We start from the raw sequence: 23,223 nt of genomic DNA, 5'->3' as shown, positions 1-23,223 counted from the left end.
CTGGCGTCGCTCGCTGGGGCAGACTTCCCTACCGGCTGACGAAGAGTACGTCCATGACATCGATGAATTCGCCCGAGTGGGGAACGCGGGCACGCAATGAAAGCGTGATTCTCGAGGCTGCCGAGCGCGTGTTCGCGTGCCATGGTTATCGAGGCGCGAGTGTTCAGGCCATCGCCGAGGCCGCTGGGCTACCCAAGTCCAACGTGCTGTATTATGTAGGCAGTAAGCGCAAGCTGTACGTGGCGCTGCTCGAGCGTATGATGGCGCGCTGGAACGCCATGCTGGACGATATCGGCGAGGACGATGATCCTGGCGAGGTGCTGGAAGGCTTCATCCGCAGCAAGATGCGCCTGACACGCCAACATCCCCAAGGCTCTCGGTTGTTTGCTGCCGAGGTGCTTCAGGGCGCGCCTTTTTTGCAGGAATACTTACACGGTGAGCTACGCGAGTGGGTGCGCTCGCGGGCGCGTGTCTTCGAGCGCTGGTCGGCAAAGGGCTTGATGGACCCCGTCGACCCGGTATGGCTGATTTTCTTGATTTGGTCGGCCACCCAGCACTATGCGGATTTCGAGGCGCAGATACTGGGAATCACCGATCAGTCGGCGCTTGGGGAAAGCGATTACCGTGCGATCACCGATTTTTTGTGCCATGTCATTCTTAAGGGGTGTGGCGTTCGACCGCCATCCGGCGGTGATAGCGAGCCTCATTACCAAGATATCCAAGATAAGGAGACAACATGAAACTTTGGGGCATCTTGCTCCTGGTCAGCGGCGGCTTGCTCGACGATTCATCGTCGCTGCCGGCGCAGCCCCCCGATAAGCCAGGGGCGATCACGGCGCAGATTGCACGCGATCACTTGCAATGGGCGTCGGCCACCGATGAAGAGATGTATCTGGCCCAGGCGAGCGTTAGAAAGCTGCTCAAGTATCCCGCCACCGCGGTTTTTCGCGATATCCGCGCCGTCGGCCCCCGCGTCGGCGGCCCTTCCAATCGCGTGGTGTGCGGGCAAGTCAATGCACGCTGTGAACGTGGCGATTATCTGGGGTATCGCTTGTTCGTGACACGCCAAGGTGCGCAGGCCGCGATCATGTCCTCGAGTCTGCATCGTAGCGGATGGGACCCTAACGCCGTGGCAGCGGCCTTGATCGAGTGGCAGCAGATGGCTTGACGGACATTGGGATGCATGGGCCTGTGTGCATCATGATGCGTTCAGCCCTATGTAACTCAAATTCTGTTTGGAGACGCCATGAAGGAACTTCCCGGAGCACTGCTCGGTATCATGGTCGGGCTGGTCACGTGGCTGGTGGTGGGCAATGTGCTGGTGGGCGTCATTGCTGGCATCGCTGGCGGAATCGGGTGGGACCTATGGCGGAATCGATAAGGCGTCATGCATGGCTGCTTGGCGCTGGAGCTTCTTGCGCGTGCAGTCGATATGGCTTGGCAGAGATTGCCAAGCCATTTTGGAATGATCATTCCACGCTAGGGTCGTCGTCCGCGTCGCCTGTTTTGACCTCATTGTCGGACGCCTTCATTCGCTGACGCTCGGCTTCGGCATGTTCCATGCTTTGGTAAAGCCCTAGGCTCACGCCCGTGTCGCTATCGTAGACTTCATAGCGGACGTCGTCCTCGTCGGGGCCGGCGATTTTCCGTATCTCAATGGCGTCATGCAGCATGCTGGGCCTCACTGGAGTGGCGGTAACTGAACGTAGGACTCGTCATGTCAACGAGTGTTCCAAGCAATCATCACCACGATGCTAACACAACGAAAAACCGCCGCTATGGTTGACCCATAAGCGGCGGTTTTTCTTAACAATCTTGGTCGGAGCGACTGGATTCGAACCAGCGACCTCTGCAACCCCATTGCAGCGCGCTACCAAGCTGCGCCACGCTCCGTTAACGTTCTTCCGGAAGGCTTTCAAACCGGTGCCGCCCGTGGAACGCTGCGTATACTACCTTGGCTTCCGGGAAATGAAAACCCTTGATAGCGCTTTTTTTTCAACTGCTTGCCAGTGCCCGGCGATGATGAATGTCCGTCGAAGAAAGGTATAAGGCAGTGGAGTGGCATGCCATGAGCTGGAGTGTACAGTGGCATAGGTTAGACGAAAGATGTAGAATGTGGCCGTTTCATGTGGAGGTGACGCAATGCCTTTAATTGTCGGAATGAGCGTTCTGCTGGGGTGTCAATTTCTCGGCCAAATCTTGGTGCACGAGCTTCAGCTTCACGTGCCGGGCCCCGTCGTAGGGATGGTGGTACTGTTGATCGGGTTGATGATCAATGGGCGCGTTCCTGAAGGGCTGCGCACGAGTGGAGAAGGGCTGTTGCGCTACTTGACGCTGCTCTTCGTGCCCGCGGGTGTTGGCATTATGGTGCATTTCGATCTTATCAAGGCGGACTTCTGGCCCATCACCGTCACGCTCGTGGTGTCGACCGCCTTGACCTTGGCCGTCACGGCAAAAGTAATGTCTTGGTTGACGCGGTCGATGCCCAGAGATCCGCATGACGAATGGCGGGAGGAGCGTCCATGAGTATGCCCGTTCCCGCACTCGATCAATTATGGGTATATCTCTCCGCCAGCCCGTTGTTGCACTTGCTGGTAACGTTTGTGGCCTTCATGGGGGCGAGTTACTTCAATCGGCTCTTGGGGGGCACGCCTCTCTTGCACCCGGTCGTGCTCACCGTCGCGCTAATCATTGGCTTTCTGACGCTGACGGACACCGATTATGCGACGTATTTCGAGGGCGCCCAGTTCATCCATTTCCTCTTGGGGCCCGCCACCGTTGCCTTGGCGATCCCACTATATGACTACCGGGAGCGTGTCTGGCGTATGCTGGTGCCGATATTGCTCAGCTGCGTCGCGGGGATCGTGACGTCGGTGACCTCTGCAGTGGGGGTCGCGATGCTCATGGGGGCCAGTCGCGAAACCGTGCTGACCCTGGCGCCCAAGTCGGTGACATCTCCCATCGCGATGGGGATCGCAGAGAAGCTGGGCGGCATTCCGTCACTGGCGGCGGGTCTGGTGCTGATCACAGGGTCCATCGGATGTGCTTTGGGACCTGTCATCTTTCGCTTAGTCAGGGTGCGCGACCCCAGTGTTCAAGGCTTTACCATGGGGGTAGCGGCGCATGGCTTCGGGACGGCCTATTCCTTTTCTTCGATTGGCGCGGTGGCGGGTGCCTTTGCGGGACTGGCGATGGGCCTTACAGGGCTGCTGACGGCTTTCATTCTGCCGCCTCTGGTACATCTTTTCGGGCTTTAAGCATTTTTATACCGTTATCTAAATTATGCCTGAATAAATAGAATCGGGCGGTTCAGTCCATGTAAAACGCGGGCACGCCAACAAGGCGTGTCCGCGTTTTTGATCGATTACACAGCTTAGATGTTCATGCCCATAAAAGGCGAAGCAGGGATACGGTGATCAGCGTGATCAGTAGAGTGCCGACGATGTTGAGCAACAGTCCGGCACGTATCATCGATTGAATCTTCATGTGCCCCGTCGCGAACACGATAGCATTGGGTGGGGTCGCGACCGGCATCATGAAAGCACAACTGGCGGCAATGGCGGCAGGGACCGTGATCAGCAGCGGGTCCATGTCCAATGAGATGGCGAGTGCACCTAGAAGCGGCAGGAAGGCCGCTGCCGTGGCCGTATTCGAGGTGACTTCAGTCAGGAAGATGATGACCAGCACGATGGTGCCCACCAGCATCAACAACGGGAATACGCTGAAGATCGAAAGCTGTTGAGCGATCCATTCGGCCAGGCCGGAGCTCTTGATCATTCCTGCCAACGCCAGCCCGCCACCGAAGAGCAGCAGCACACCCCAAGGAAGCTCTTTGGCGCTATCCCAGTCGAGCAGTGCGCCACGTGTCTTATCTCCACTGGGGACGAGAAACAGCCCAATACCGGCAGTCAGGGCAATGGTGGTATCCGATAGCCAGTCGAGCCCAACCTGATTCAAGAGAGGGCGCAGCATCCAGGTGGCGGCAGCGATGAGAAAGATCAGGCCGACCCGGCGCTCGGCGGAGGTCATTGGGCCGAGTGATTCGAGTTCACGGCGAATCATCTCTCCGCCATCGTCGCTTTGTTGCAAATCGAACCCTTTGTAAGTCAACCACCACCATGTCACGGCCATCATCACGATGCTGACTGGCAAGCCGATGGTCATCCATTGGGCGAAGCCGATATCGATACCTTCGCCGGAGAGATATCCCGCGAGCAAAGCATTGGGCGGGGTGCCGATGAGCGTGGCGACCCCGCCTATGCTGGCGGAATAAGCAATGGCAAGCAGCAGGGCGGTGGCGTAGCGCGAGACTTCACGCGAGTCACCATCGCCCAACAAGCTGACGACGGACATGCCAATGGGCAGCATCATGATACTGGTGGCCGTGTTGGAGACCCACATGCTGATGAAGCCTGTGGCGATCATGAAACCCGCGATTTGCTGGCGCGGTTTCTGGCCGACGATGCTGAGAACCTTCAAGGCGATGCGTCTATGCAGGTTCCAGCGCTGCATCGCGATGCCTAGTAAGAAGCCCCCGAGAAAGAGATAGATGATAGGGTCGGCGTAACTGGCTGCTACGGCATCGAGTTCGTCGATGCCCAGTACAGGGGCCAGCACCATGGGCAGCAATGAGGTCGCGGGGATGGGGATGGCCTCGGTGGCCCACCAGGTAGCCATCAGCAATGCAAAGCCGACACATGCCCATGCCGGTGACGACATACCGGCCGGCGCAGGTATGACCAGGCATAGGATGATCCATAGCGGCCCTAGCCATAGGCCGATTTGCGAAGCACTGAGGCCGCGCTTATCGTGCGTTTCTTCGCTCATGAATTGCCTCCTTGCGAGCGGCGAATGATTAATGGGCTTACGATTCCCGCCATGCTACTAAGGTATTAACCCTCGGTGGCTTAGCCATTGGTCTAAGCACGTTTGTGCGGCCTTGCCTACATGGCTTGTTGCAACGTGGCAAGCTCGGTAATGTCCGCGCTCGTTGCCGATTAACTAAACGTATTTGATTGAGGTGCGAGCATGTCCGTAGCGGTGGGCTGGAGTTTGGTGGTGTTGGCGGTGCTGGTCGTCGCTGGTTTGGTGGGATATGCATGGCGATTATGGCGAGAAGTGCAGCGCCGTGAGGCGGCACAGCGTGAGGAAATAGCGCGGGCTCACCGTAATTGTCTCGAGAGCCTCGAGGCGATCGCGACGGCTATGCAGGGGGATCAAGTGGACCTGGTGGAGGGGGCGCTCCGCTGTAAGGTGCTGCTTGATATCATCGATCCCGCGTTGCTCGAGCGCGAGGATTTCAAGGTCTTTGCCGAGATTTATCGGCGCACGGAGCATCTGCACACGCATTCTTCGCGCCAGGATTTGTCGGCCAAGCAACGCTTTGCGGAGGATCGCGAGCGTATCGCGCTGCAAGAAGAGCGCTATGCGGGGCTCCACGAGGCGGCGCGGCAGGTTCTGGTGTTCAAACGCGAATGGCCGACAGGCGCACAGTGAACCATGACGTAGGAGAAGGGCATGGAAGATCGGTTTATGTCGCTTGATCCGACTGAAATTCGCCACCGTTTGCATGCTGAGCCAGAGTTGTCGGGACAAGAGGTCGCGACAGCGCGGCGCATCGCCGAATGGCTTGAGGAAGCGGGAGCGACACGTATCGTGACAAGCTTGGGAGGGCATGGCGTAGCGGGGATTTTCGCCGCCGAGTGCCCCGGGCCGCGGGTGATGTTTCGTGCCGAGCTCGATGCGCTTCCCATTGGCGAGACTGCGGAGGTGGCATGGCGGTCGAAGTGCGAGCATGTGGCACACAGTTGCGGCCATGATGGCCATATGGCGACATTGCTTGGGCTTGCGCAACGTTTGTCGAAAAATCCACCAGCGTATGGCGAAACGGTGCTGCTGTTTCAGCCCTCCGAGGAGACGGGCCGAGGCGCTCGGGGTGTCGTCGAGTCGTCACGTTTTGAGGAAATCGCTCCCGATCATATTTTCGCACTGCATAACTTGCCAGGTGAGCCGTTAGGTGAGGTCTCAGTAAGGTCAGGGGCGTTCACGTGCGCCTCGCGAGGGTTGATCGTGCGTCTCAATGGGGTGTGCACGCATGCGGCCCATCCCGAGCAGGGCCGTAATCCGGCCTTGGCAATGTGCCGGATTCTGCAGGGATTGAAGCGTCTGCCGCAGCAATTGCCAGACGATCAAGGGCTGGTCATGGTGACGCTGATTCATGCGCGTCTGGGGGAAGTGGCCTTTGGCACGTCGCCGGGGCAGGCCGAGGTGATGGCCACCTTGCGTACCGAAGACGACGCGATGATGCGTGCCCTGGCGGAAGCGGCAGTATCGCTGGCCCGGGTCGAGGCCGAAGAGGACGATCTAGGAATCGAAATCGATTGGTGCGATGTCTTTCAGGCGACTCACAATCATCCACGCGCCGTCGAGGCGATACGTGAGGAAGTAGAGGCCTTGGCGTTACCGCTGCGTGAGTTGTCTGCGGCGCATCGCTGGTCGGAAGACTTTGGATGGCTTGCCGCGCAAGGCGAGGGGGCGTTATTGACCTTGGGTAGTGGCGAGCAATGCCATCCTTTGCATCATCCCAGCTACGATTTTCCGGACGCCATGCTGACTCCAGGCATCGACTTGTTCGAACGCTTGGTTAGACGCTACCAGGGGAGCGCGTGATAGTTGTACAAAAATGAGACATCAGGGGGGCATTCGTTCATTTGGGTTTGCATCAATTCCGATAATGCATAATGATGAAGGGGAACTCATCGGTAGAAGCGCTGGTGAAGGGTAAAGCACTGGCTAAACGAAAGGCTTTGTGCTTTCTTTTTTGATGAGGGAAGGGTGAAAAGTCTTTCTCCCACCGGGAACCGCTTCTATACTCGGACCCCGCTGGGTAACGTCCCGTTACGACTAGCGCTGTGTTAAGAAGGAGTCTTACATATGAAAAAATCTACGACTGGCTTGCTGCTCGGTTCCGCGATGATGGTCGGCCTTTCAGGCTGTGCTACTTCGGGTTCTCAGTCCATGTCCCATTCCGATGATCAAGCATGGTACAAGTCACCCTTTGTCTGTGGTTTGGCTGGTGGCTTGATCGGTGGTGGCATTGGCTATGCATCGAGCAGTGACTCGGACGAAGATACCGGTGCTGCCCTTGGTGGCGTCGGCGGTGCGACAGCAGGGGCTTTGCTATGCGCTGATTATTCCGACAAGGTAGTGGACAGTGACGGTGATGGCGTTCCCGATGACCGTGATCAGTGCCCCAACACGCCGGCTGGCGTTGCGGTAGACGCCCAAGGTTGCCCGCTTGATAGTGATGGGGATGGCGTTCCGGACTATAAAGACGAATGCCCGGGAACACCGGCTGGTGTCGACGTCAACGCTCAGGGCTGCCCGCTTGATAGCGACGGTGATGGCGTCCCGGATTATCAGGATCAGTGCCCCAACACACCGGCAGGCGAAGAAGTCAATGCGCTAGGCTGCCCGGCAGATTTGGTGCTGCATGATGTGAACTTCGAGTTCGACTCCGCCACGCTCACCAGCGATGCGGAAAACATTCTCGATGGCGTTGCCGAGAAACTGGCTGCCAACGAGAGTGTGAATGTCCGCCTGGAAGGGTATACCGATTCCATCGGTAGCGCTTCCTATAACAAGGATCTTTCTCAGCGTCGTGCCGACTCTGTGAAGGAGTACTTGGTTTCCAAGGGCGTGGATGGCGACAACATCACGACCATGGGTTATGGCGAGCAGGATCCGATCGCCACCAACGAGACGGCTGAAGGCCGTGCTGAAAACCGTCGCGTTGAGATGGGCGAGCAAGAATAACGATTGCTCAGTTCATGATCGAAGAAAGGGGCGCCTTCGGGCGCCTCTTTTTATTTGTGCCACTGGCACGACTAGACGGCATTCCGCGGGCTTGCTAGTGTGCGCAATTCATCGTTTCATGCGTTTGTGCTGCCTTCCAGTCTCAGTCGTGGGGTTGCAAGCGTATGACACGCAAGGGAAAGGAAGTAGGCCGATAGCTTTCCCTCATTGCTTTTCATCTTCATCGTTTCATGTGGTCCCTGGTATGGGCCACCACTGAATATAAGGGATTTTGCATGCCCATCGTGACCCTGCCTGATGGCAGTCAGAAAACTTTCGATTCACCCTTGACCGTCATGCAGCTTGCCGAATCTATCGGCACGGGGCTTGCCAAGGCCTGTGTGGCGGGAAAGATAGATGGCGTTGCCGTCGATGCGGCCGATCTAATCGAGCGTGACGCCGAGGTCAGCATCCTGACGGCGAGCGATCATGAAGGGGTGGAGATTATCCGCCATTCCTGCGCCCACCTCCTGGGGCACGCCGTCAAGCAGCTTTATCCCGACGCTAAAATGGCGATTGGGCCGGTCGTGGACGATGGGTTTTATTACGATATCGATTTCGGCCAGTCAATCTCGCCGGACGACCTCGACGCGCTGGAAAAACGTATGAAGGTGCTTATCGAGCGTGAATACGATGTCGTTCGTGAGTACGTGTCGAAAGAGCAGGCTCTGGCGACTTTCGCTGAACGCGCTGAGCCGTACAAGCAAGAAATCGTCGAAGGCATCGCCGATGGTGAGACCGTTCGTCTCTATCATCATGAAGAATACATCGATATGTGCCGTGGGCCGCATGTCCCGAATACGCGGCACCTGAAAGCTTTCAAACTTACTAAACTGGCGGGCGCCTATTGGCGGGGGGATGCCACCAAGCCAATGCTGACGCGCATATACGGGACGGCGTGGCCGGACAAGAAGGCCTTGAAGACTTACCTCCAGCGCTTGGAGGAAGCCGAGAAGCGCGATCACCGTAAGCTGGCCCGCAAGCTCGATTTCTTTCACATGCAAGAAGAAGCGCCGGGCATGGTATTCTGGCACCCGCGAGGCTGGACGCTCTGGCAGACTGTCGAACAATACATGCGCAAGGTCTACCAGGACAGTGGGTATCAGGAAATCCGGTGTCCGCAGATCATGGATGTTTCGCTGTGGCAGAAGTCCGGCCACTGGGATAATTACGCCGACAACATGTTCTTCACCGAATCGGAAAAGCGCGAGTATGCGCTCAAGCCGATGAACTGCCCTGGGCATGTGCAAGTCTTCAATTCCGGCCTGCGCAGCTATCGCGAGCTTCCGGTGCGTTATGGCGAGTTCGGTGGCTGCCATCGCAACGAGCCTTCAGGCGCCTTGCATGGCATCATGCGTGTCCGCGCTTTTACCCAGGACGATGGCCATGTGTTCTGCACCGAAGCGCAAGTCGAGTCTGAAGTGACGGCCTTTCATCGCCAGGCTTTGGAAGTCTATCGTGATTTTGGCTTCGATGAGATCGCCGTCAAAATTGCGTTACGTCCCGAGAAGCGTCTGGGAAGCGACGAGAATTGGGATCGAGCGGAAGAGGCGTTGCGTACCGCTTTGGGTCGCTGTGACGTGCAGTGGGAAGAACTTCCCGGTGAAGGGGCTTTCTACGGGCCTAAAATCGAATATCATATGCGTGATTGCCTGGGGCGTGAGTGGCAGGTGGGCACGATGCAGGTCGATTTCATGATGCCGACCCGCCTGGGGGCACAGTATGTGGCCGAAGACGGGTCTCGTCAGGCGCCGGTCATGCTGCATCGCGCCATCGTGGGGTCAATGGAACGTTTCATTGGCATTCTCATCGAACACTATGCGGGGGCTATGCCGTTGTGGCTGTCACCTCTGCAAACAGTGGTCCTGAATATCACGGATGCCCAGCGCGATCACGCCGAGTCGGTATCGCTGCGTTTGCAGAAACTCGGTCTGCGTGTCAAGACAGACTTGAGGAATGAGAAGATCGGCTTTAAAATTCGCGAACATACGTTGCAGAAGGTCCCCTATCTCCTTGTGGTTGGAGATAAGGAAGTCGAGGCCGACTCGGTAGCTGTGCGTACGCGCGGCGGCGAAGACCTAGGCAGCATGACGGTGGACGCTTTCATCGACAAGGTGCAGGCCGAGCGGTAATAGCGACATCTTCCAAGGCAAAAGTGGAGACGGAACCATCAAGAGAAGCAACCCAAGAGGGCGCCCACAGGAAAAGCGCCCACCAATGAACGAGCGGATTACCGAAGATCAAGTTCGCTTGATCGCCAGCGACGGTGAACAGCTTGGTATCGTGTCGACCAGCGATGCCTTGGAGCGTGCCGAAGCTGAGGGTATGGACCTCGTACAGATTTCTAATGCCGACCCGATCGTTTGTAAGATCATGGATTACGGCAAATTCATCTTCGAGCAGAAAAAGCAAAAAGCTGCTCAGAAGAAGAAAACCAAGCAGATCCAGGTCAAGGAAGTCAAATTCCGGCCCGGTACTGACGAGGGCGATTATCAGGTGAAGTTGAAAAACCTGATTCGTTTCCTCGAAGCGGGCGACAAGGGTAAGGTCACGCTACGTTTTCGAGGCCGTGAGATGGCGCACCAGGACATCGGCCGCAAGCTGATGGAACGGATCGCGGCTGACCTCGAAGACATGGCATCTGTCGAGTCTTTCCCTAAGATGGAAGGCCGTCAAATGATCATGATCTTGGCGCCCAAAAAGAAGTGATCCGTTGGCGGTTGAACGGGCAGTCGGCACCGCCGACTGCCGGCCCCGGGTTTTCTGAAGAAACCGAGTGGAGTTTTCCCTCATGCCTAAAATCAAGAGTAACAGTGGCGCTGCGAAGCGCTTCAAGAAGACTGCCCATGGCTTCAAGCACAAGCAGTCTTTCCGCAGTCACATCCTGACCAAGAAGTCGACCAAGCGTAAGCGTCAGCTGCGCGGCATGAAGCAGATTCATGATGCCGACAAGCACCTGGTTCAACGCATGCTGCCGAACCTCTAAGTACTTGTATTCAAAAGTACAGGTTGTCGATTTTAAAAGTCAGGAGTAAGCCATGACTCGTGTTAAGCGTGGTGTCGTCGCTCGTCGTCGGCACAAGAAGATTCTGAAGCAGGCCAAAGGCTATTACGGCGCGCGCTCTCGCGTATTCCGCGTTGCCAAACAGGCGGTCATCAAGGCAGGTCAGTACGCCTATCGTGACCGTCGTCAGCGCAAGCGTCAGTTCCGTGCGCTATGGATCGCGCGTATCAACGCGGCATCTCGTGCTAACGGTCTGTCCTATAGCCGCTTCATTGCCGGTCTGAAGAAGTCCGGCATCGAGATCGACCGCAAGGTACTGGCCGATCTCGCTGTCCATGAAAAGTCTGCCTTTGCCGCGATCGTCGACAAGGCCAAGGCTGCTCAGTAATGGCCGGATGAGATATTCTTATGAGTGTCTCATCATGCGCATGAAGCCGCAGGGGGAGAGCAGCCGCTCTTCCCCTGTTTTTTTGTCTGGGCCATCCCCTTATATGCGATGGTCTATCATGGGCACTTAGCATCGGAGCTAGACGGATGGACCACCTCCCACAACTGGTCGCCGAGGCTCGCGCCGCCATCGAGGGCGCGCAGGATGTCCAGGCGCTCGACGAGGTTCGAGTGCATTTTCTGGGCAAGAAGGGTGAGATTACCGCGCTTCTCAAAGGTCTTGGTCAACTGCCGCCAGAGGAGCGCCCTAAAGCGGGTGAGCGGATCAACGAGGCCAAGCAGATATTATCGGATGAGCTTGAGTCGCGTAAGCAAATGCTTAAGGATGCCGAGCTCGATGCGCGTTTGGCACGAGAGCGCATCGACGTGACTCTACCTGGCCGTGGCGAGACGACGGGCGGCTTGCACCCGGTTACGCGTACGCTTGAGCGTATCGAATCGTTATTCGCGCATATTGGGTTCGATGTGGCCGTGGGCCCCGAAATCGAAGACGATTATCATAATTTCGAAGCGCTCAATATTCCTGCGCATCACCCGGCGCGGGGCATGGCCGACACCTTCTATTTCGATGCTTCGCGATTGTTGCGCACGCACACGTCACCGGTTCAGGTGCGTACCATGAAGGAGCAAGCGCCGCCGATCCGCATCGTCTGCCCGGGGCGCGTGTATCGTAGCGACTCCGATCTCACGCATACGCCGATGTTCCACCAGGTGGAAGGTTTGTTGGTCGATGAAGGCGTCAGCTTTGCTGATCTCAAGGGCACTATCGAAGACTTCCTCAAGGCTTTCTTCGAGCGTGAGACGCTTTCTGTCCGCTTTCGACCATCCTATTTCCCATTCACCGAGCCCTCCGCCGAAGTCGATATTCAGTGCGTGATGTGTGGTGGTGAAGGCTGTCGCGTCTGTTCCCATAGCGGCTGGCTGGAAGTCATGGGCTGCGGCATGGTTCATCCCGAAGTCTTTCGGCATTCAGGGATCGATGCCGAGCGTTATACGGGGTTCGCCTTCGGTATGGGGGCCGAGCGATTGACCATGTTGCGGTATGGCGTCAATGACCTGCGGCTATTTTTCGAGAACGACTTGCGCTTCTTGCGCCAGTTCGGCTGATCTGCGACTAGGACACAGGAAGAAACATGAGATTTTCCGAAACATGGTTGCGCGATTGGGTGTCGCCCGAACTCACGACGCAGGCGCTTGCAGACCGGATTACGATGGCCGGGCTAGAAGTCGATGCCATCGAGGCAGTAGCGGGCGACTTCGAAGGTGTCGTCGTCGCCGAGGTGGTCGCTAAAGAGCCTCATCCCAGTGCCGACAAGCTCAATGTCTGCCAGGTCAATGATGGTGGCGATGAACCGGTACAAGTCGTGTGTGGCGCTCCCAACGTGGCGGTCGGGCAGAAGGTGCCTTTCGCTCGGGTGAATGCAACGCTTCCCGGCGATTTCAAGATCAAGAAAGCCAAGCTGCGTGGTGTGGAATCGCGAGGCATGATTTGCTCGGCCTCTGAGCTCGAATTGGAAGAAGGTACCTCGGCGGGCATTTTGGTGTTGTCCGGCGAGGCGCCCATTGGCGTGTCCCTGCGCGACTGGCTGGCGCTGGACGATCATGCCATCGAGGTGGATCTGACGCCTAACCGTGGCGATTGCTTGAGTCTCAAGGGCATAGCGCGTGAAGTGGGTGTGTTGAGCCGTCTACCGATAACGGTGCCGGATGCCAACATGGTCCCGGCGGTGCATCAAGCGTCGTTTCCGGTACGTGTCGAGTCGCCAGCGAAATGTCCGCGTTATGCAGGGCGCATCATCCGTGGCGTCGATGTCTCGGTGAGCACACCGCTATGGATGTCTGAGCGCCTGCGTCGCAGCGGTGTTCGCACGATCGACCCGATCGTCGATGTCACCAATTACGTGATGCTGGAATTCGGGCAGCCGATGCATGCCTTCGACTTGGCAAACTTGAATGACGCCATCGTGGTCCGCGAAGCGCAAGATGGGGAACGCTTGACGTTGCTCGATGGCCAGGAAATTGCCTTGCGCGAGGGCACTCTGGTGATCGCCGACGAAAAGCAACCGTTGGCGATTGCCGGGGTAATGGGTGGTGAGTCTTCCGGCGTCAATGCCTCGACGCAGGATATTTTCCTGGAGTCGGCGTTCTTTTCGCCACTGGCGGTGGCGGGACAGGCGCGTTCTTATGGCCTGCATACCGATGCGTCACACCGTTTCGAGCGCGGCGTCGACCCGCAATTGGCGCAAGTCGCCATCGAGCGGGCCACGCAGCTACTGTTGAGCATCGTCGGGGGAGAGCCGGGCCCCGTGACCGACGTCATGAGCCCCGATCATTTGCCGCTGGGGCATGAAGTGGTCTTGCGTCGCGAGCGTCTCGATCAGTGCTTGGCCCTGGTCATGGCCGGTGACGATGTCGTTGACATCCTGTCGCGCCTTGGTATGCGCGTCGACGCCATCGACTCAGGTTGGCGGGTGGCGGTGCCTAGCTGGCGTTTCGATATCGCGCTGGAGGAAGATCTCATCGAGGAGCTGGCGCGTATTCATGGATATGACCGGGTCCCTGTGCGACGCCCTTCCGCACGTCTGAAATTAAGTGCCTCCAACGAATCGAGCCAGCCGCTGGCGCGTCTGCGTCGACACTTGGTGGCACGCGGTTATCAGGAAGCGATTACCTATAGCTTCGTCGCGCCCGAGCTGCAAGAGGCGTTGACCCCGGGGGCGGTGGCGCCTTATCTGGCCAACCCTATTTCGTCCGATATGTCGGTCATGCGGGCGAGCTTGCTACCTGGGCTGGTCAAGGCGTTGAGTCACAACCTCAACCGTCAGCAAGCACGTATCCGGCTGTTTGAAACTGGGCTCGTGTTCCGTGGTGAGCTGGATGATCTCGAGCAGGTTGCGATGCTCGGGGGCATCGTGTGTGGGCCGCGACAACCAGAAGGGTGGTCTTCTTCTCGCGAGGGCGTCGACTTCTTCGATCTCAAGGGGGATCTGGAAAGTCTGATGGCGTTGACTCAGCAGCCTGATGCATGGCGTTTCGATGCCGGCGAGCATCCGGGGCTTCATCCCGGTCAGACGGCTCGGATTCTGTGTAACGATCGCCATGTGGGCTGGGTCGGTGCCTTACATCCCGGGGTGCGTGCTAGTTTGGGTATCAAGACCAATGCCTTTGTATTCGAACTGGAGTTGGAGGCGCTGACTCAGGGGAACCTACCGACCTTCGCTCCCTTGTCACGGCATCCGGATGTGCGTCGCGATCTGGCGTTGGTCGTGAGTGACGATGTGCCGGTCATGGCCTTGATGGATGCCATGCGCGAGCAGGCCGGGGAATGGCTGGTCGACATGCGACTTTTCGACGTTTACCAAGGCGAGGGAATCGAAAAAGGCCACAAGAGTCTTGCCTTGGGCTTGACCTGGCAGCATCCTTCGCGCACGCTGAATGACGATGAAATCAATCAGTTAGTCGATGCCATCGTCGGCGAGGCGAAAATGCGCTTCGCGGCGGTCTTGAGGAGTTAATCCCATTAGCCGTTACGAGGATGAGAGCATGGGGGCGCTGACCAAAGCGGATTTGGCCGAACATCTACATGCTGAGCTGGGTTTTTCCAAGCGCGAAGCAAAGTCGATGGTCGAAGCCTTCTTCGAAGAAATTCGCAGCTGCCTACGCGAAAACGAGCAGGTTAAACTGTCCGGGTTCGGAAACTTCGATTTGCGCGACAAGCGCGAACGTCCGGGACGTAATCCCAAGACCGGCGAAGAAATCCCGATTTCGGCGCGTCGCGTGGTGACGTTCCGCCCTGGACAGAAGCTCAAGGCGCGGGTTGAAGATTTCGACGACGCAGACGTCATTCACTGACGCTGCAGTGTCCGCCCATGCGATAACACAACCTCGGGTGATCTCGGGTGCTTACGAGCGCCCGGGATTGTGTCGTTCATCTTCATTTCCAGACGCTAACGACGTGTCATGCATGTGCTAACATGGCGCGCACACTTTACCGTTAAATCGACGACTGAACTGCATGCCAAGCATCAAAATCTTCGTAGGTACCATGTACGGTGGTGCCCTAGACGTTGCCGAGCAGGTGGCGCCGCTTTTCGAGCAAGTAGGCTATGAGGTGTCGATCATAGAACAGCCTACTCTCGACGACCTCGATCCTTTACCCGATCTCGCCTTATTCTGCGTTTCCACGACCGGTAGTGGTGATTTTCCCGGCAACTTCGTGCCCTTTGCGCGTGATCTCCGTGAATCGCCACCTGCGCTAAACCAGTGTCGCTATGGATTGATTGCCCTGGGAGATAGTTCCTATGGCGAGACGTTCTGTGGTGCAGGGCGGGCGCTGGATGCCTTGCTGGAGGATCTTGGTGCCCAACGCTTGGGCGAGCGTTTGGAAATCGACGCCATGGAGACTTTCATGGCCGATGATGCCGCCATTCCATGGGTCGAATCATGGATCGACGAGCAAGGGCTGCAGGCCACGTGACGAGTGACACTACGACATGAGTGACACTACGACGTCACCCTCCGCTGCACGCTTGAGCGTCATGATCGGGCTTCTTCTCGTGACGCTGTGCTCTTGGCCGCGCTATCAACTAGGGGGCTATGACACCCACAGTGGTTTGTTGGTCATGGTCGCCTTAGGGTTGGTTGTCATCATCATCGCCTACTGGCGACGCATGACCGAAAAGCAGCGACATCTGCTCCCGACACGGCTCAAGTGGTTGGCCATGTCATTCGTGGTCGGAGGGATGGTGATGGCCACTTGGCATTACGGCCTGGCAAGCGCCCGGGCTGAGTGGGCGACCGTGCTGTCGCATGGTGCTACAGCAGGCTTGCTACTTCATGCTATTTCGACAGGCTGGCGGGCTCGGCGGTGAGTCTTCTCTGCGCGCCGTGCCGAATCTTGAGCCGCGCTCGGTTTGAACGCAAAACCCCCGGTCCTGTGGATCGGGGGTTTTCGTCTTACGCTCTATCTCCTTATCAGGATTTTTCGCGAATCATCTCTTCGCGCGCCAAGCGTGCTTGTTCCTCGGGATAGGTGGGGAAGTCCACGTAGCCGCGCGCATCACCACCATAGAACGTGTTGGCATCGAAGTCCGCCAAAGGCCAGCCGTTTTGCATCCGCTCGACCAGGTCGGGGTTCGATGTGAAATAACGACCGAACACCGGAAGGTCGATGGTGCCTTCGTTCACTAGTTTTTCAGCTTCTGCCTGATCGAGGTTGCCGGCGAGCAGCAGGTTGCCCTGATAGACGTCACGGAACTGGCGCAGATAATCGCGCGGCATCGGGGGCATGCCTTGCCCGCCCTGGTCGTGCAGGTGCACATAAGCAAGGCCGCGTTTATTGAATTCGCGTGCGAGGTGGAGATAGGTCTCGCCGTTATCGTCGTATTCCGGCATGTCGAACAGCGTGCCGAACGGTGACAGGCGAACCCCAACGCGCCGCGCGCCAATCATCTTGCTGACTTCATCGACGACCTCAAGCAACAGACGGCAGCGATTCTCACGCGACCCACCGTATTCGTCGTTACGGTCGTTGACGCCGGGGTTGAGGAATTGCTCGAAGAGATAGCCGTTGGCACCGTGAATTTCGACGCCATCGAAGCCTACATCGCGGGAATTGACTGCAGCTTGGGCGAAGTCACGCACGACATCGTGTACTTCGTGCGTCTCGAGACGGCGCGGTTGGCTTGCTTTGAGCATATCTGGCTGGCCGTCGTCGTTATAGCCAAAGGCCATGCCGCCTTGCTTGTCGCTGGGGCCGACAGGTGACGCGCCGGCAACTTGCACTGTGGTATGGGAAACGCGCCCCACGTGCCAGATCTGGGCGAAGAAGATACCGTCGCGCTCGTGCACGGCGCGCGTGGCCTTGGCCCAACCGGCAAGTTGGTCGGGGCCAAAAATGCCGGGATTGTAGAGATAGCCTTGGCCTTGCCGCGAAATGGGCGTGCCTTCGGAGATGATCAGCCCGGCGCTGGCACGCTGGCGATAATAGAGGGCACCCATCTCGGTTGGGATGTCCTCCGGTGCACGTGAACGCGTCATGGGCGCCATCACGATGCGGTTGTTCAAGCGCGTACCATTGAGATCGAAGGATTCGAAGAGTGAAGCCATGCGATGCTCTCCTTGCAGGCAGGCGGTGGATGGAAACGAAGACGCGAGCCACAGGATGGGCTCGCGTACGTCTAAGAGTCTAGAATATTGTTAGCATTTTAACAATTGCATGAGGTGATCAAGTTGATAAGCAAAGGTTATCTAGCTCCGATCGTTACCCTCGCATGCTAGGCGTTGTCTTCAGTCGGCTCTCAGCCTAGCGTATAACAGGGCACGTATTCGCTCCCTGGCAGTTTCATGCGCTCCTGGGCCACGAACGAGGTCAAGAGCGCGTCGAGATGTGCCATCAAATCCGGTTCGGCATGCAAATGGAAAGGGCCGCGCTCCTCGATGGCGCGAATACCTTCTTCCTTGACGTTGCCGGCGACGATGCCCGAAAACGCCCGCCGCAGGTTGGCCGCGAGTTCATGGACGGGCTGCTCGCGATGCAGGGCAAGCTCGACCATGCTTTCGTGGGTAGGTTCGAAAGGCAATTGAAAGCCGGCATCGACGTTGAGGCGCCAGTTGAAATAGAAAGCGTCGTTCTGACTACGCCGAAACGCGCCCACGTCATCTACGCCTCGGCGCATGGCACGACCGACCTCGGCGGGGTTGTCAATGATGATCTGATAGCGTTCACGGGCCTTTTCCCCAAGTGTGAAGGCCAGGAACTCGTCGATGCGCTTGAAGTAGTCGGCGCTGTCGCGGGGGCCGGTAAAAACGATCGGGAAGGGAACATCGGCGTTGTCTGGGTGTAGCAGAATGCCCAGCAAATAGAGGATTTCCTCGGCGGTCCCCACGCCGCCAGGGAAGATCACAATGCCATGACCGGCCCGCACGAAGGCCTCGAGGCGCTTCTCGATGTCGGGCATGATCACCAGTTCATTGACGATGGGATTGGGCGATTCGGCGGCAATGATGCCGGGTTCGGAAATACCCAAGTAACGACCATTGTGGCGACGCTGCTTGGCATGCGCGACGTTGGCGCCTTTCATGGGGCCTTTCATGGCGCCGGGGCCGCATCCCGTGCAGATGTCGAGATCGCGGAGACCCAGGTGGTAACCCACGTCCTTGCTGTAATCATATTCCTCGCGGGTGATGGAATGACCGCCCCAGCACACCACGAGGCTGGGTTCGCGCGCGGATTTCAGCGTTCCGGCGTTGCGCAGGATATGGAAAACGGCATTGGTGATGCCATCCCCACGCTGGAGGTCGAACTTGGGCGTGTGCTGGATTTCGTTATGAACATAGACGATATCGCGTAGCACGGCGGAAAGGTGCTCGCGAATCCCGCGAATCATCTGTCCATCGACGAAAGCGCTGTGGGGTGCGTTGTCGAGCTTGAGGCGAATACCGCGGTCCTGCTGGAGTACTTCGATCTCGAAGTCGTGGTGTGCCTGCATTAGCGCGCGACTGTCATCGGTAGGGTTGCCGCAGTTGAGCACGGCCAGCGAGCAGCGTCTCAAAAGATCGTGCAGGCCGTTGGCGGAGGTGTCGCGCAGACGGTTGACCTCTTGCTGCGAGAGGACTTCCAGGCTCCCTTCGGGAGAGATAATGGTAGAAAGTTTCTGGGGCATTGACGCATCCTTGTGGCGGCACTAAGGCCGAAGAAAAGCTCCGCATGAGGCGTCGGGCCGAACGTCACTGGCGCGCTGTGCGCCTGGCTCGGTCACAACACTATCCGGGGGCTGCTTCATGTTTCGATGCTAACACGCGATCTTCGGCCACGCAGCGATGTGAGGTGTAGCATAATTTGCTATGATGCCGTTATCACAACCCCCGAAGCCACGGTTATTGCCACGCTAACCTTCGTTGATCGTGTCATGGCTTCGGCACATAAGCAGCTGCTCCGAAACGCCAGCCGGTGGACCCTCACTTCATGTTCAACGCGCAATATTTTCGTACTTTTATCACGCTTGTCGAAACGGGTAGCTTCACGCATACCGCGCGCAAGCTGGAAATGACCCAGCCTGGGGTCAGTCAACATATACGTAAGCTGGAACGCTATCTCGACAAGTCCTTGCTGCAGCGGCACGGGCGCCGTTTCACACTGACCGAGGCGGGGCGGCGTGCCTATGACTATTCCGTCAAGCTGTTCGCCGAGCATGAGCAGTTCCGCCACTCGCTGGACAATGACTCGCCGGACACCGGGGAGTGTCGCGTGGCATCGCCGGGTAGCGTGGGGTTGATGTTCTATCCGTTCATTTTGGGCTATCAGCAAATGCACCCGGGGCTGACGGTGACGTATGATTTTGCCTTCAACGGCGAGATCGTCGATGCGGTGCTGGCCGGACGCTTCGACGTGGGCATCGTCACCGACATCACCAAACATCCCGATCTCAATTTCGAGCCTTGGCATCAGGAGCCACTATGCCTGGTCGTTCCGGCGGACTTCGCTGGTACCACTATCAGCGAACTCATGGCGCTGGGCTTCATGAACTATTCCGATGGCATCAACAACGCCAGCTTGCTGTTGCGGCGCAATTTTGCCGGGGAGTTTCGCTCGATGAGCCACTTTCCACAGCAGGGCTTTTCCAACGAGATCAGCATGGTGCTGGATGCGGTGGCGCGTGGTTTGGGCTTTACCGTGATCCCCCGGACGGTACTCGAGACGTCGCCTTGGCAGCGCCAGGTCAAGGAGCTGCCCGTGACTGAATCGGTATACGAAACACTGTATGTCGTGACCAAGCGTGGCGTCGAGATGCCGCGTCGTTACGAGCAGCTGCTTGGCGAGTTTCGGTTGCAGCGCCGCAATGTGCTCTACGGTTACGCCGAGGCACCGCCACTCGAGGAAGACGCCTGACGACAGGCGTTACGTTCTCGACTGAAACGGCCCCATCAAGGTAAGCCTTGATGGGGCCGTTTTGCGTGAGGTGCGATGGGCGCTCAGTGCTCAGGTAGCGTCTCGATACGCCTCAATGGGGGGACAGCTGCAAATGAGGTTGCGATCGCCGTGGACGTTGTCGACGCGGTTGACCGCCGGCCAGTATTTAGCGGCTTTGGTGGCCTCGGTGGGGAAGGCGCCCAGTTCACGCGAATACGGCCGTCCCCAGTCGTCTGCCATCAAGTCGGCCTGCGTGTGCGGCGCCATGGACAAGGGATTGTTATCCGCTGGCCATTCCCCGGTTTCCACGCGCCGGATTTCGTCACGAATGGCGATCATGGCATCGCAGAAGCGGTCGATTTCATAGCGCGATTCCGATTCGGTCGGCTCGACCATCAAGGTGCCGGCCACAGGGAAGGACATCGTCGGGGCGTGGAAGCCGTAATCCATCAAACGCTTGGCGATGTCTTCCTCGCTGATGCCGGAAGCAGTCTTGAGAGAACGGACATCCAGAATGCATTCATGGGCGACGGTGCCGTTGCGTCCTTTATAAAGCACTGGGTAGTGCGCTTCGAGGCGCTTGGCGATGTAGTTGGCGTTGAGTATTGCCAGCTCCGTGGCGAGTTTCATGCCGCGCCCGCCCATCATTTTGATATAGGCCCAGGAGATCGGCAGGATCGACGCCGAGCCGTAGGCTGCCGCCGAGACCGCGCTGGCGTCTGCCTCGACACCGGGCAGGGGCGTGATGACGTGGTTGGGCACAAATGGGGCTAGATGCGCCTTGACACCGATGGGGCCCATGCCAGGGCCGCCGCCGCCATGCGGAATGCAGAACGTCTTGTGCAGGTTGAGGTGCGACACGTCACCGCCGAAATCCCCCGGTCGGCAGAGCCCGACCTGGGCGTTCATATTGGCGCCATCGATATACACCTGGCCACCGTTATCGTGCACGATACGGCAGGCTTCGCTCACACTTTCCTCGAAAACGCCGTGCGTCGACGGGTAGGTGAGCATGATAGCCGATAGTGCTTCGTGGTGCTTGTTGGCCTTGGTGCGCAGGTCGTCGATGTCGATGTTGCCACCGTTATCGCATTCGACGACGACGACTTTCATCTGCGCCATGGCCGCAGAGGCGGGATTGGTGCCATGGGCCGAGCTGGGAATCAGGCATATATCGCGGTGGCCCTGGCCTTGTGATTTCTGGTAGCGCCGAATGGCGACCAGGCCTGCGTATTCGCCTTGAGCGCCGGAGTTGGGCTGCATGGAAATCGTATCGTAGCCAGTGATCTCGACGAGAAACGCCGAGAGCTCGTCGATCATCTGCTTGTAACCGGCGACCTGGTCCTGCGGCGCGAAGGGATGGATATTGGCGAATTCCGGCCAACTGATGGGGATCATCTCGCTGGTGGCATTGAGCTTCATAGTGCATGAGCCCAAGGGGATCATGGCGTGGGTAAGCGAGAGGTCCTTGTTTTCGAGGCGCTTGAGGTAACGCAGCATCTCGGTTTCGCTGCGGTAGCGCCGGAACGTGGGATGGGTGAGGAAATCGCTTTCCCGCGCGCAAGCACCGGGGATACCGGTTATGCCCTGTGTCTGGACGTGGCGATCGAGCTCGCGCACTGAAAGTCCATGCTCGTCTCCCAGTAACACGTCGAACAGCGTGCTGACGTCTGCCGCCGTGGTGGTCTCGTCCAGGCTGATGCCGATATGGCCATCGGCGTCGTAACGCAGGTTAATTTCGTGTGCCAGGCTGCGGCCATGTACCGGGCCGTGATCGAGACCGACCAGCGTGAGCGTATCGAACCAGCTGTCGTGGGCAAGTGTCACGCCGTGACGCTTGAGCCCCTCGGCGAGAATGGTCGTGAGGCGATGGATCCGCGTGGCGATAGTGCGCAGCCCCTCGGCACCGTGATAGACCGCATAGAAGCCGGCGATGTTGGCGAGCAATGCCTGAGCAGTACAGATATTGGAGGTCGCCTTCTCGCGGCGGATATGCTGCTCGCGCGTTTGCATGGCCATACGCAGGGCGCGTTGACCACGGCTGTCCTTGGAAACACCGATGATGCGTCCGGGAAGCGAACGCTTGAGGGCGTCGCTGGCGGCGAAAAACGCCGCATGCGGACCGCCGTAGCCCATGGGCACGCCGAAACGCTGGGAACTGCCCACGACGATGTCGGCGCCCAGCGCACCGGGTTCCTTGAGCAGTACCAGGCTCATGAGATCGGCGGCGACACAGGTCATGATATGCCGCTCACGGGCTGACTCGAGCTGCTGTGTGAGGTCGCGTACCTCGCCGGTAGCCCCAGGGTACTGTAGCAATGCGCCGAAGACATCGTGATCGGCGAGGGTCTCGGAAGGGGCGACGATGAGTTCGAAGCCAAAATACGCGGCGCGGGTACGCAAGACATCGAGGGTCTGGGGCAGCACATCGTCAGCTACGAAGAAGCGCTCGGTCTTGGCCTTCTTGTTGGCGCGCCGGCACAGGGCCATGGCTTCAGCGGCAGCCGTCGCCTCGTCGAGCAGGGACGCGTTGGCGATCGGCATACCGGTCAAGTCCATGACCACTTGCTGGAAGTTCAGTAACCCTTCTAGGCGCCCCTGGGCGATTTCCGGCTGATAAGGCGTGTAAGCGGTGTACCAACCGGGGTTCTCCAGTACGTTGCGCTGGATGACGGCTGGTAGATGCGTGGGATAATAGCCTTGACCGATGTAGTTCTTGAAGGTCTTGTTCTGGCGTGCCAACTGCTTGAGATAGGTAAGCGCTTCCGCCTCGCCACGCGGCTCTTCGAGGGACAGGTTACGTTCCAGGCGGATATCGCTAGGAAGCGTCTTGGCCATCAGCGACTCAGTGTCGGGAAGGTCCAAGGTCGCCAGCATGTGCTGGACATCGTCTGCGTCAGGCCCATTATGGCGCGTCAAGAAGTCGTCGTGATTGGCCAATTCGGCCAGGCTGCGGTTGTCGTTTGCCATAAAACCCTCAAGCGTTGGCGGGCGGTCGAGCCCGATT

Annotated in this window: 23 protein-coding genes and 1 tRNA gene; 18 read left to right on the top strand and 6 right to left on the bottom strand. The window is 58.1% G+C overall.

Features of this window, described 5'->3' with window-relative positions; all coding sequences use genetic code 11:
* The first annotated feature begins 53 nt into the window (after window positions 1–53).
* The 3 genes from L1075_RS13725 (at window position 54) to L1075_RS15760 (ending at window position 1,381) form a co-directional block, all read left to right on the top strand.
* Window positions 54–740: a TetR/AcrR family transcriptional regulator gene (locus L1075_RS13725; protein WP_246942346.1), complete on the top strand. Its 687-nt coding sequence runs from the start codon at window positions 54–56 to the stop codon at window positions 738–740.
* Window positions 737–1,168, top strand: coding sequence for a hypothetical protein (locus L1075_RS13720; protein ID WP_097023772.1), 432 nt, complete (start codon window positions 737–739; stop codon window positions 1,166–1,168). Before L1075_RS13725 ends, L1075_RS13720 begins: the two co-directional genes overlap by 4 nt.
* Window positions 1,169–1,246: 78 nt before the next feature.
* On the top strand, window positions 1,247–1,381 hold the full coding sequence (locus L1075_RS15760) for a hypothetical protein (protein ID WP_257125250.1): 135 nt from the start codon (window positions 1,247–1,249) through the stop codon (window positions 1,379–1,381).
* An 88-nt stretch (window positions 1,382–1,469) separates the two neighbouring features.
* Here L1075_RS15760 and L1075_RS13715 read toward each other — a convergent pair whose 3' ends face one another.
* Both L1075_RS13715 and L1075_RS13710 read right to left on the bottom strand, forming a co-directional pair.
* The gene (locus tag L1075_RS13715; protein WP_040243478.1) at window positions 1,470–1,673 is read right to left on the bottom strand and encodes a hypothetical protein; all 204 of its coding nucleotides are present in this window, start codon (window positions 1,671–1,673) and stop codon (window positions 1,470–1,472) included.
* Between the two features lie 143 nt (window positions 1,674–1,816).
* Window positions 1,817–1,893, bottom strand: a tRNA-Pro gene (locus L1075_RS13710).
* Between the two features lie 249 nt (window positions 1,894–2,142).
* On the opposite strand from L1075_RS13710, the gene L1075_RS13705 reads away from it, so the two are divergent.
* Together L1075_RS13705 and L1075_RS13700 are read left to right on the top strand one after the other, a co-directional pair.
* Window positions 2,143–2,526, top strand: coding sequence for a CidA/LrgA family protein (locus tag L1075_RS13705; protein WP_246942344.1), 384 nt, complete (start codon window positions 2,143–2,145; stop codon window positions 2,524–2,526).
* Between the two features lie 2 nt (window positions 2,527–2,528).
* Entirely contained in the window at window positions 2,529–3,257 is a 729-nt protein-coding gene (locus L1075_RS13700) for an LrgB family protein (RefSeq protein ID WP_246942364.1), read from the top strand.
* A gap of 124 nt (window positions 3,258–3,381) precedes the next feature.
* Here the strand turns inward: L1075_RS13700 and L1075_RS13695 are convergent, their stop codons facing one another.
* Window positions 3,382–4,827, bottom strand: coding sequence for an SLC13 family permease (locus L1075_RS13695; protein WP_246942342.1), 1,446 nt, complete (start codon window positions 4,825–4,827; stop codon window positions 3,382–3,384).
* 201 nt (window positions 4,828–5,028) lie between these two features.
* Here L1075_RS13695 and L1075_RS13690 point away from each other — a divergent pair, with 201 nt between their 5' ends.
* From L1075_RS13690 to L1075_RS13635, 12 genes are all read left to right on the top strand, one after another.
* Complete coding sequence (locus L1075_RS13690) at window positions 5,029–5,496, top strand: DUF2489 domain-containing protein (RefSeq protein WP_246942340.1); 468 nt, start codon at window positions 5,029–5,031, stop codon at window positions 5,494–5,496.
* Between the two features lie 21 nt (window positions 5,497–5,517).
* Window positions 5,518–6,669, top strand: a complete 1,152-nt coding sequence (locus tag L1075_RS13685) for an amidohydrolase (RefSeq protein WP_246942338.1) — start codon at window positions 5,518–5,520, stop codon at window positions 6,667–6,669.
* A 264-nt stretch (window positions 6,670–6,933) separates the two neighbouring features.
* Window positions 6,934–7,815, top strand: coding sequence for an OmpA family protein (locus L1075_RS13680; RefSeq protein ID WP_246942336.1), 882 nt, complete (start codon window positions 6,934–6,936; stop codon window positions 7,813–7,815).
* Between the two features lie 275 nt (window positions 7,816–8,090).
* Complete coding sequence (gene thrS, locus L1075_RS13675) at window positions 8,091–9,986, top strand: threonine--tRNA ligase (RefSeq protein ID WP_246942334.1); 1,896 nt, start codon at window positions 8,091–8,093, stop codon at window positions 9,984–9,986.
* Window positions 9,987–9,993: 7 nt separating this feature from the next.
* Window positions 9,994–10,563, top strand: coding sequence for a translation initiation factor IF-3 (infC, locus tag L1075_RS13670; protein WP_425531264.1), 570 nt, complete (start codon window positions 9,994–9,996; stop codon window positions 10,561–10,563).
* 82 nt (window positions 10,564–10,645) lie between these two features.
* A complete protein-coding gene (gene rpmI, locus L1075_RS13665) occupies window positions 10,646–10,840 on the top strand; it encodes a 50S ribosomal protein L35 (RefSeq protein WP_097023764.1) in 195 nt (64 codons plus the stop codon).
* 52 nt (window positions 10,841–10,892) lie between these two features.
* Window positions 10,893–11,246, top strand: a complete 354-nt coding sequence (gene rplT, locus L1075_RS13660; protein WP_040243460.1) for a 50S ribosomal protein L20 — start codon at window positions 10,893–10,895, stop codon at window positions 11,244–11,246.
* 146 nt (window positions 11,247–11,392) lie between these two features.
* Entirely contained in the window at window positions 11,393–12,412 is a 1,020-nt protein-coding gene (gene pheS, locus L1075_RS13655) for a phenylalanine--tRNA ligase subunit alpha (RefSeq protein ID WP_246942330.1), read from the top strand.
* A 26-nt stretch (window positions 12,413–12,438) separates the two neighbouring features.
* Window positions 12,439–14,820 (top strand): phenylalanine--tRNA ligase subunit beta, encoded by a 2,382-nt coding sequence (pheT, locus tag L1075_RS13650; protein WP_246894591.1) that lies wholly within the window; start codon window positions 12,439–12,441, stop codon window positions 14,818–14,820.
* Between the two features lie 28 nt (window positions 14,821–14,848).
* A complete protein-coding gene (ihfA, locus tag L1075_RS13645) occupies window positions 14,849–15,157 on the top strand; it encodes an integration host factor subunit alpha (RefSeq protein WP_040243453.1) in 309 nt (102 codons plus the stop codon).
* 163 nt (window positions 15,158–15,320) lie between these two features.
* A complete protein-coding gene (locus L1075_RS13640; RefSeq protein ID WP_040243451.1) occupies window positions 15,321–15,782 on the top strand; it encodes a flavodoxin domain-containing protein in 462 nt (153 codons plus the stop codon).
* 16 nt (window positions 15,783–15,798) lie between these two features.
* Complete coding sequence (locus tag L1075_RS13635; RefSeq protein ID WP_246942328.1) at window positions 15,799–16,176, top strand: hypothetical protein; 378 nt, start codon at window positions 15,799–15,801, stop codon at window positions 16,174–16,176.
* Window positions 16,177–16,279: 103 nt separating this feature from the next.
* Here L1075_RS13635 and L1075_RS13630 read toward each other — a convergent pair whose 3' ends face one another.
* Entirely contained in the window at window positions 16,280–17,413 is a 1,134-nt protein-coding gene (locus L1075_RS13630; protein WP_040243445.1) for an alkene reductase, read from the bottom strand.
* A 191-nt stretch (window positions 17,414–17,604) separates the two neighbouring features.
* Complete coding sequence (ppnN, locus tag L1075_RS13625; protein WP_246894592.1) at window positions 17,605–18,969, bottom strand: nucleotide 5'-monophosphate nucleosidase PpnN; 1,365 nt, start codon at window positions 18,967–18,969, stop codon at window positions 17,605–17,607.
* A gap of 302 nt (window positions 18,970–19,271) precedes the next feature.
* Here ppnN and L1075_RS13620 point away from each other — a divergent pair, with 302 nt between their 5' ends.
* On the top strand, window positions 19,272–20,195 hold the full coding sequence (locus tag L1075_RS13620; protein ID WP_040243441.1) for a LysR family transcriptional regulator: 924 nt from the start codon (window positions 19,272–19,274) through the stop codon (window positions 20,193–20,195).
* A 90-nt stretch (window positions 20,196–20,285) separates the two neighbouring features.
* Here the strand turns inward: L1075_RS13620 and gcvP are convergent, their stop codons facing one another.
* Window positions 20,286–23,186: an aminomethyl-transferring glycine dehydrogenase gene (gene gcvP, locus L1075_RS13615; RefSeq protein ID WP_246942326.1), complete on the bottom strand. Its 2,901-nt coding sequence runs from the start codon at window positions 23,184–23,186 to the stop codon at window positions 20,286–20,288.
* Window positions 23,187–23,223 lie beyond the last annotated feature (37 nt).

The organism is Chromohalobacter beijerinckii (assembly GCF_023061185.1).
Classification (GTDB): domain Bacteria; phylum Pseudomonadota; class Gammaproteobacteria; order Pseudomonadales; family Halomonadaceae; genus Chromohalobacter; species Chromohalobacter beijerinckii.
Note: the sequence above shows the minus strand (reverse complement) of the source record. Positions and strands in the feature narration are given on the sequence as shown.

Bases quoted from the DNA above. Each gene is read 5' to 3' on its own strand.
- L1075_RS13725 (WP_246942346.1), top strand. From the start codon at position 54: ATGACATCGATGAATTCGCCCGAGTGGGGAACGCGGGCACGCAATGAA.
- L1075_RS13720 (WP_097023772.1), top strand. From the start codon at position 737: ATGAAACTTTGGGGCATCTTGCTCCTGGTCAGCGGCGGCTTGCTCGAC.
- L1075_RS15760 (WP_257125250.1), top strand. From the start codon at position 1,247: ATGAAGGAACTTCCCGGAGCACTGCTCGGTATCATGGTCGGGCTGGTC.
- L1075_RS13715 (WP_040243478.1), bottom strand. From the start codon at position 1,673: ATGCTGCATGACGCCATTGAGATACGGAAAATCGCCGGCCCCGACGAG.
- L1075_RS13705 (WP_246942344.1), top strand. From the start codon at position 2,143: ATGCCTTTAATTGTCGGAATGAGCGTTCTGCTGGGGTGTCAATTTCTC.
- L1075_RS13700 (WP_246942364.1), top strand. From the start codon at position 2,529: ATGCCCGTTCCCGCACTCGATCAATTATGGGTATATCTCTCCGCCAGC.
- L1075_RS13695 (WP_246942342.1), bottom strand. From the start codon at position 4,827: ATGAGCGAAGAAACGCACGATAAGCGCGGCCTCAGTGCTTCGCAAATC.
- L1075_RS13690 (WP_246942340.1), top strand. From the start codon at position 5,029: ATGTCCGTAGCGGTGGGCTGGAGTTTGGTGGTGTTGGCGGTGCTGGTC.
- L1075_RS13685 (WP_246942338.1), top strand. From the start codon at position 5,518: ATGGAAGATCGGTTTATGTCGCTTGATCCGACTGAAATTCGCCACCGT.
- L1075_RS13680 (WP_246942336.1), top strand. From the start codon at position 6,934: ATGAAAAAATCTACGACTGGCTTGCTGCTCGGTTCCGCGATGATGGTC.
- thrS (WP_246942334.1), top strand. From the start codon at position 8,091: ATGCCCATCGTGACCCTGCCTGATGGCAGTCAGAAAACTTTCGATTCA.
- rpmI (WP_097023764.1), top strand. From the start codon at position 10,646: ATGCCTAAAATCAAGAGTAACAGTGGCGCTGCGAAGCGCTTCAAGAAG.
- rplT (WP_040243460.1), top strand. From the start codon at position 10,893: ATGACTCGTGTTAAGCGTGGTGTCGTCGCTCGTCGTCGGCACAAGAAG.
- pheS (WP_246942330.1), top strand. From the start codon at position 11,393: ATGGACCACCTCCCACAACTGGTCGCCGAGGCTCGCGCCGCCATCGAG.
- pheT (WP_246894591.1), top strand. From the start codon at position 12,439: ATGAGATTTTCCGAAACATGGTTGCGCGATTGGGTGTCGCCCGAACTC.
- ihfA (WP_040243453.1), top strand. From the start codon at position 14,849: ATGGGGGCGCTGACCAAAGCGGATTTGGCCGAACATCTACATGCTGAG.
- L1075_RS13640 (WP_040243451.1), top strand. From the start codon at position 15,321: ATGCCAAGCATCAAAATCTTCGTAGGTACCATGTACGGTGGTGCCCTA.
- L1075_RS13635 (WP_246942328.1), top strand. From the start codon at position 15,799: ATGAGTGACACTACGACGTCACCCTCCGCTGCACGCTTGAGCGTCATG.
- L1075_RS13630 (WP_040243445.1), bottom strand. From the start codon at position 17,413: ATGGCTTCACTCTTCGAATCCTTCGATCTCAATGGTACGCGCTTGAAC.
- ppnN (WP_246894592.1), bottom strand. From the start codon at position 18,969: ATGCCCCAGAAACTTTCTACCATTATCTCTCCCGAAGGGAGCCTGGAA.
- L1075_RS13620 (WP_040243441.1), top strand. From the start codon at position 19,272: ATGTTCAACGCGCAATATTTTCGTACTTTTATCACGCTTGTCGAAACG.
- gcvP (WP_246942326.1), bottom strand. From the start codon at position 23,186: ATGGCAAACGACAACCGCAGCCTGGCCGAATTGGCCAATCACGACGAC.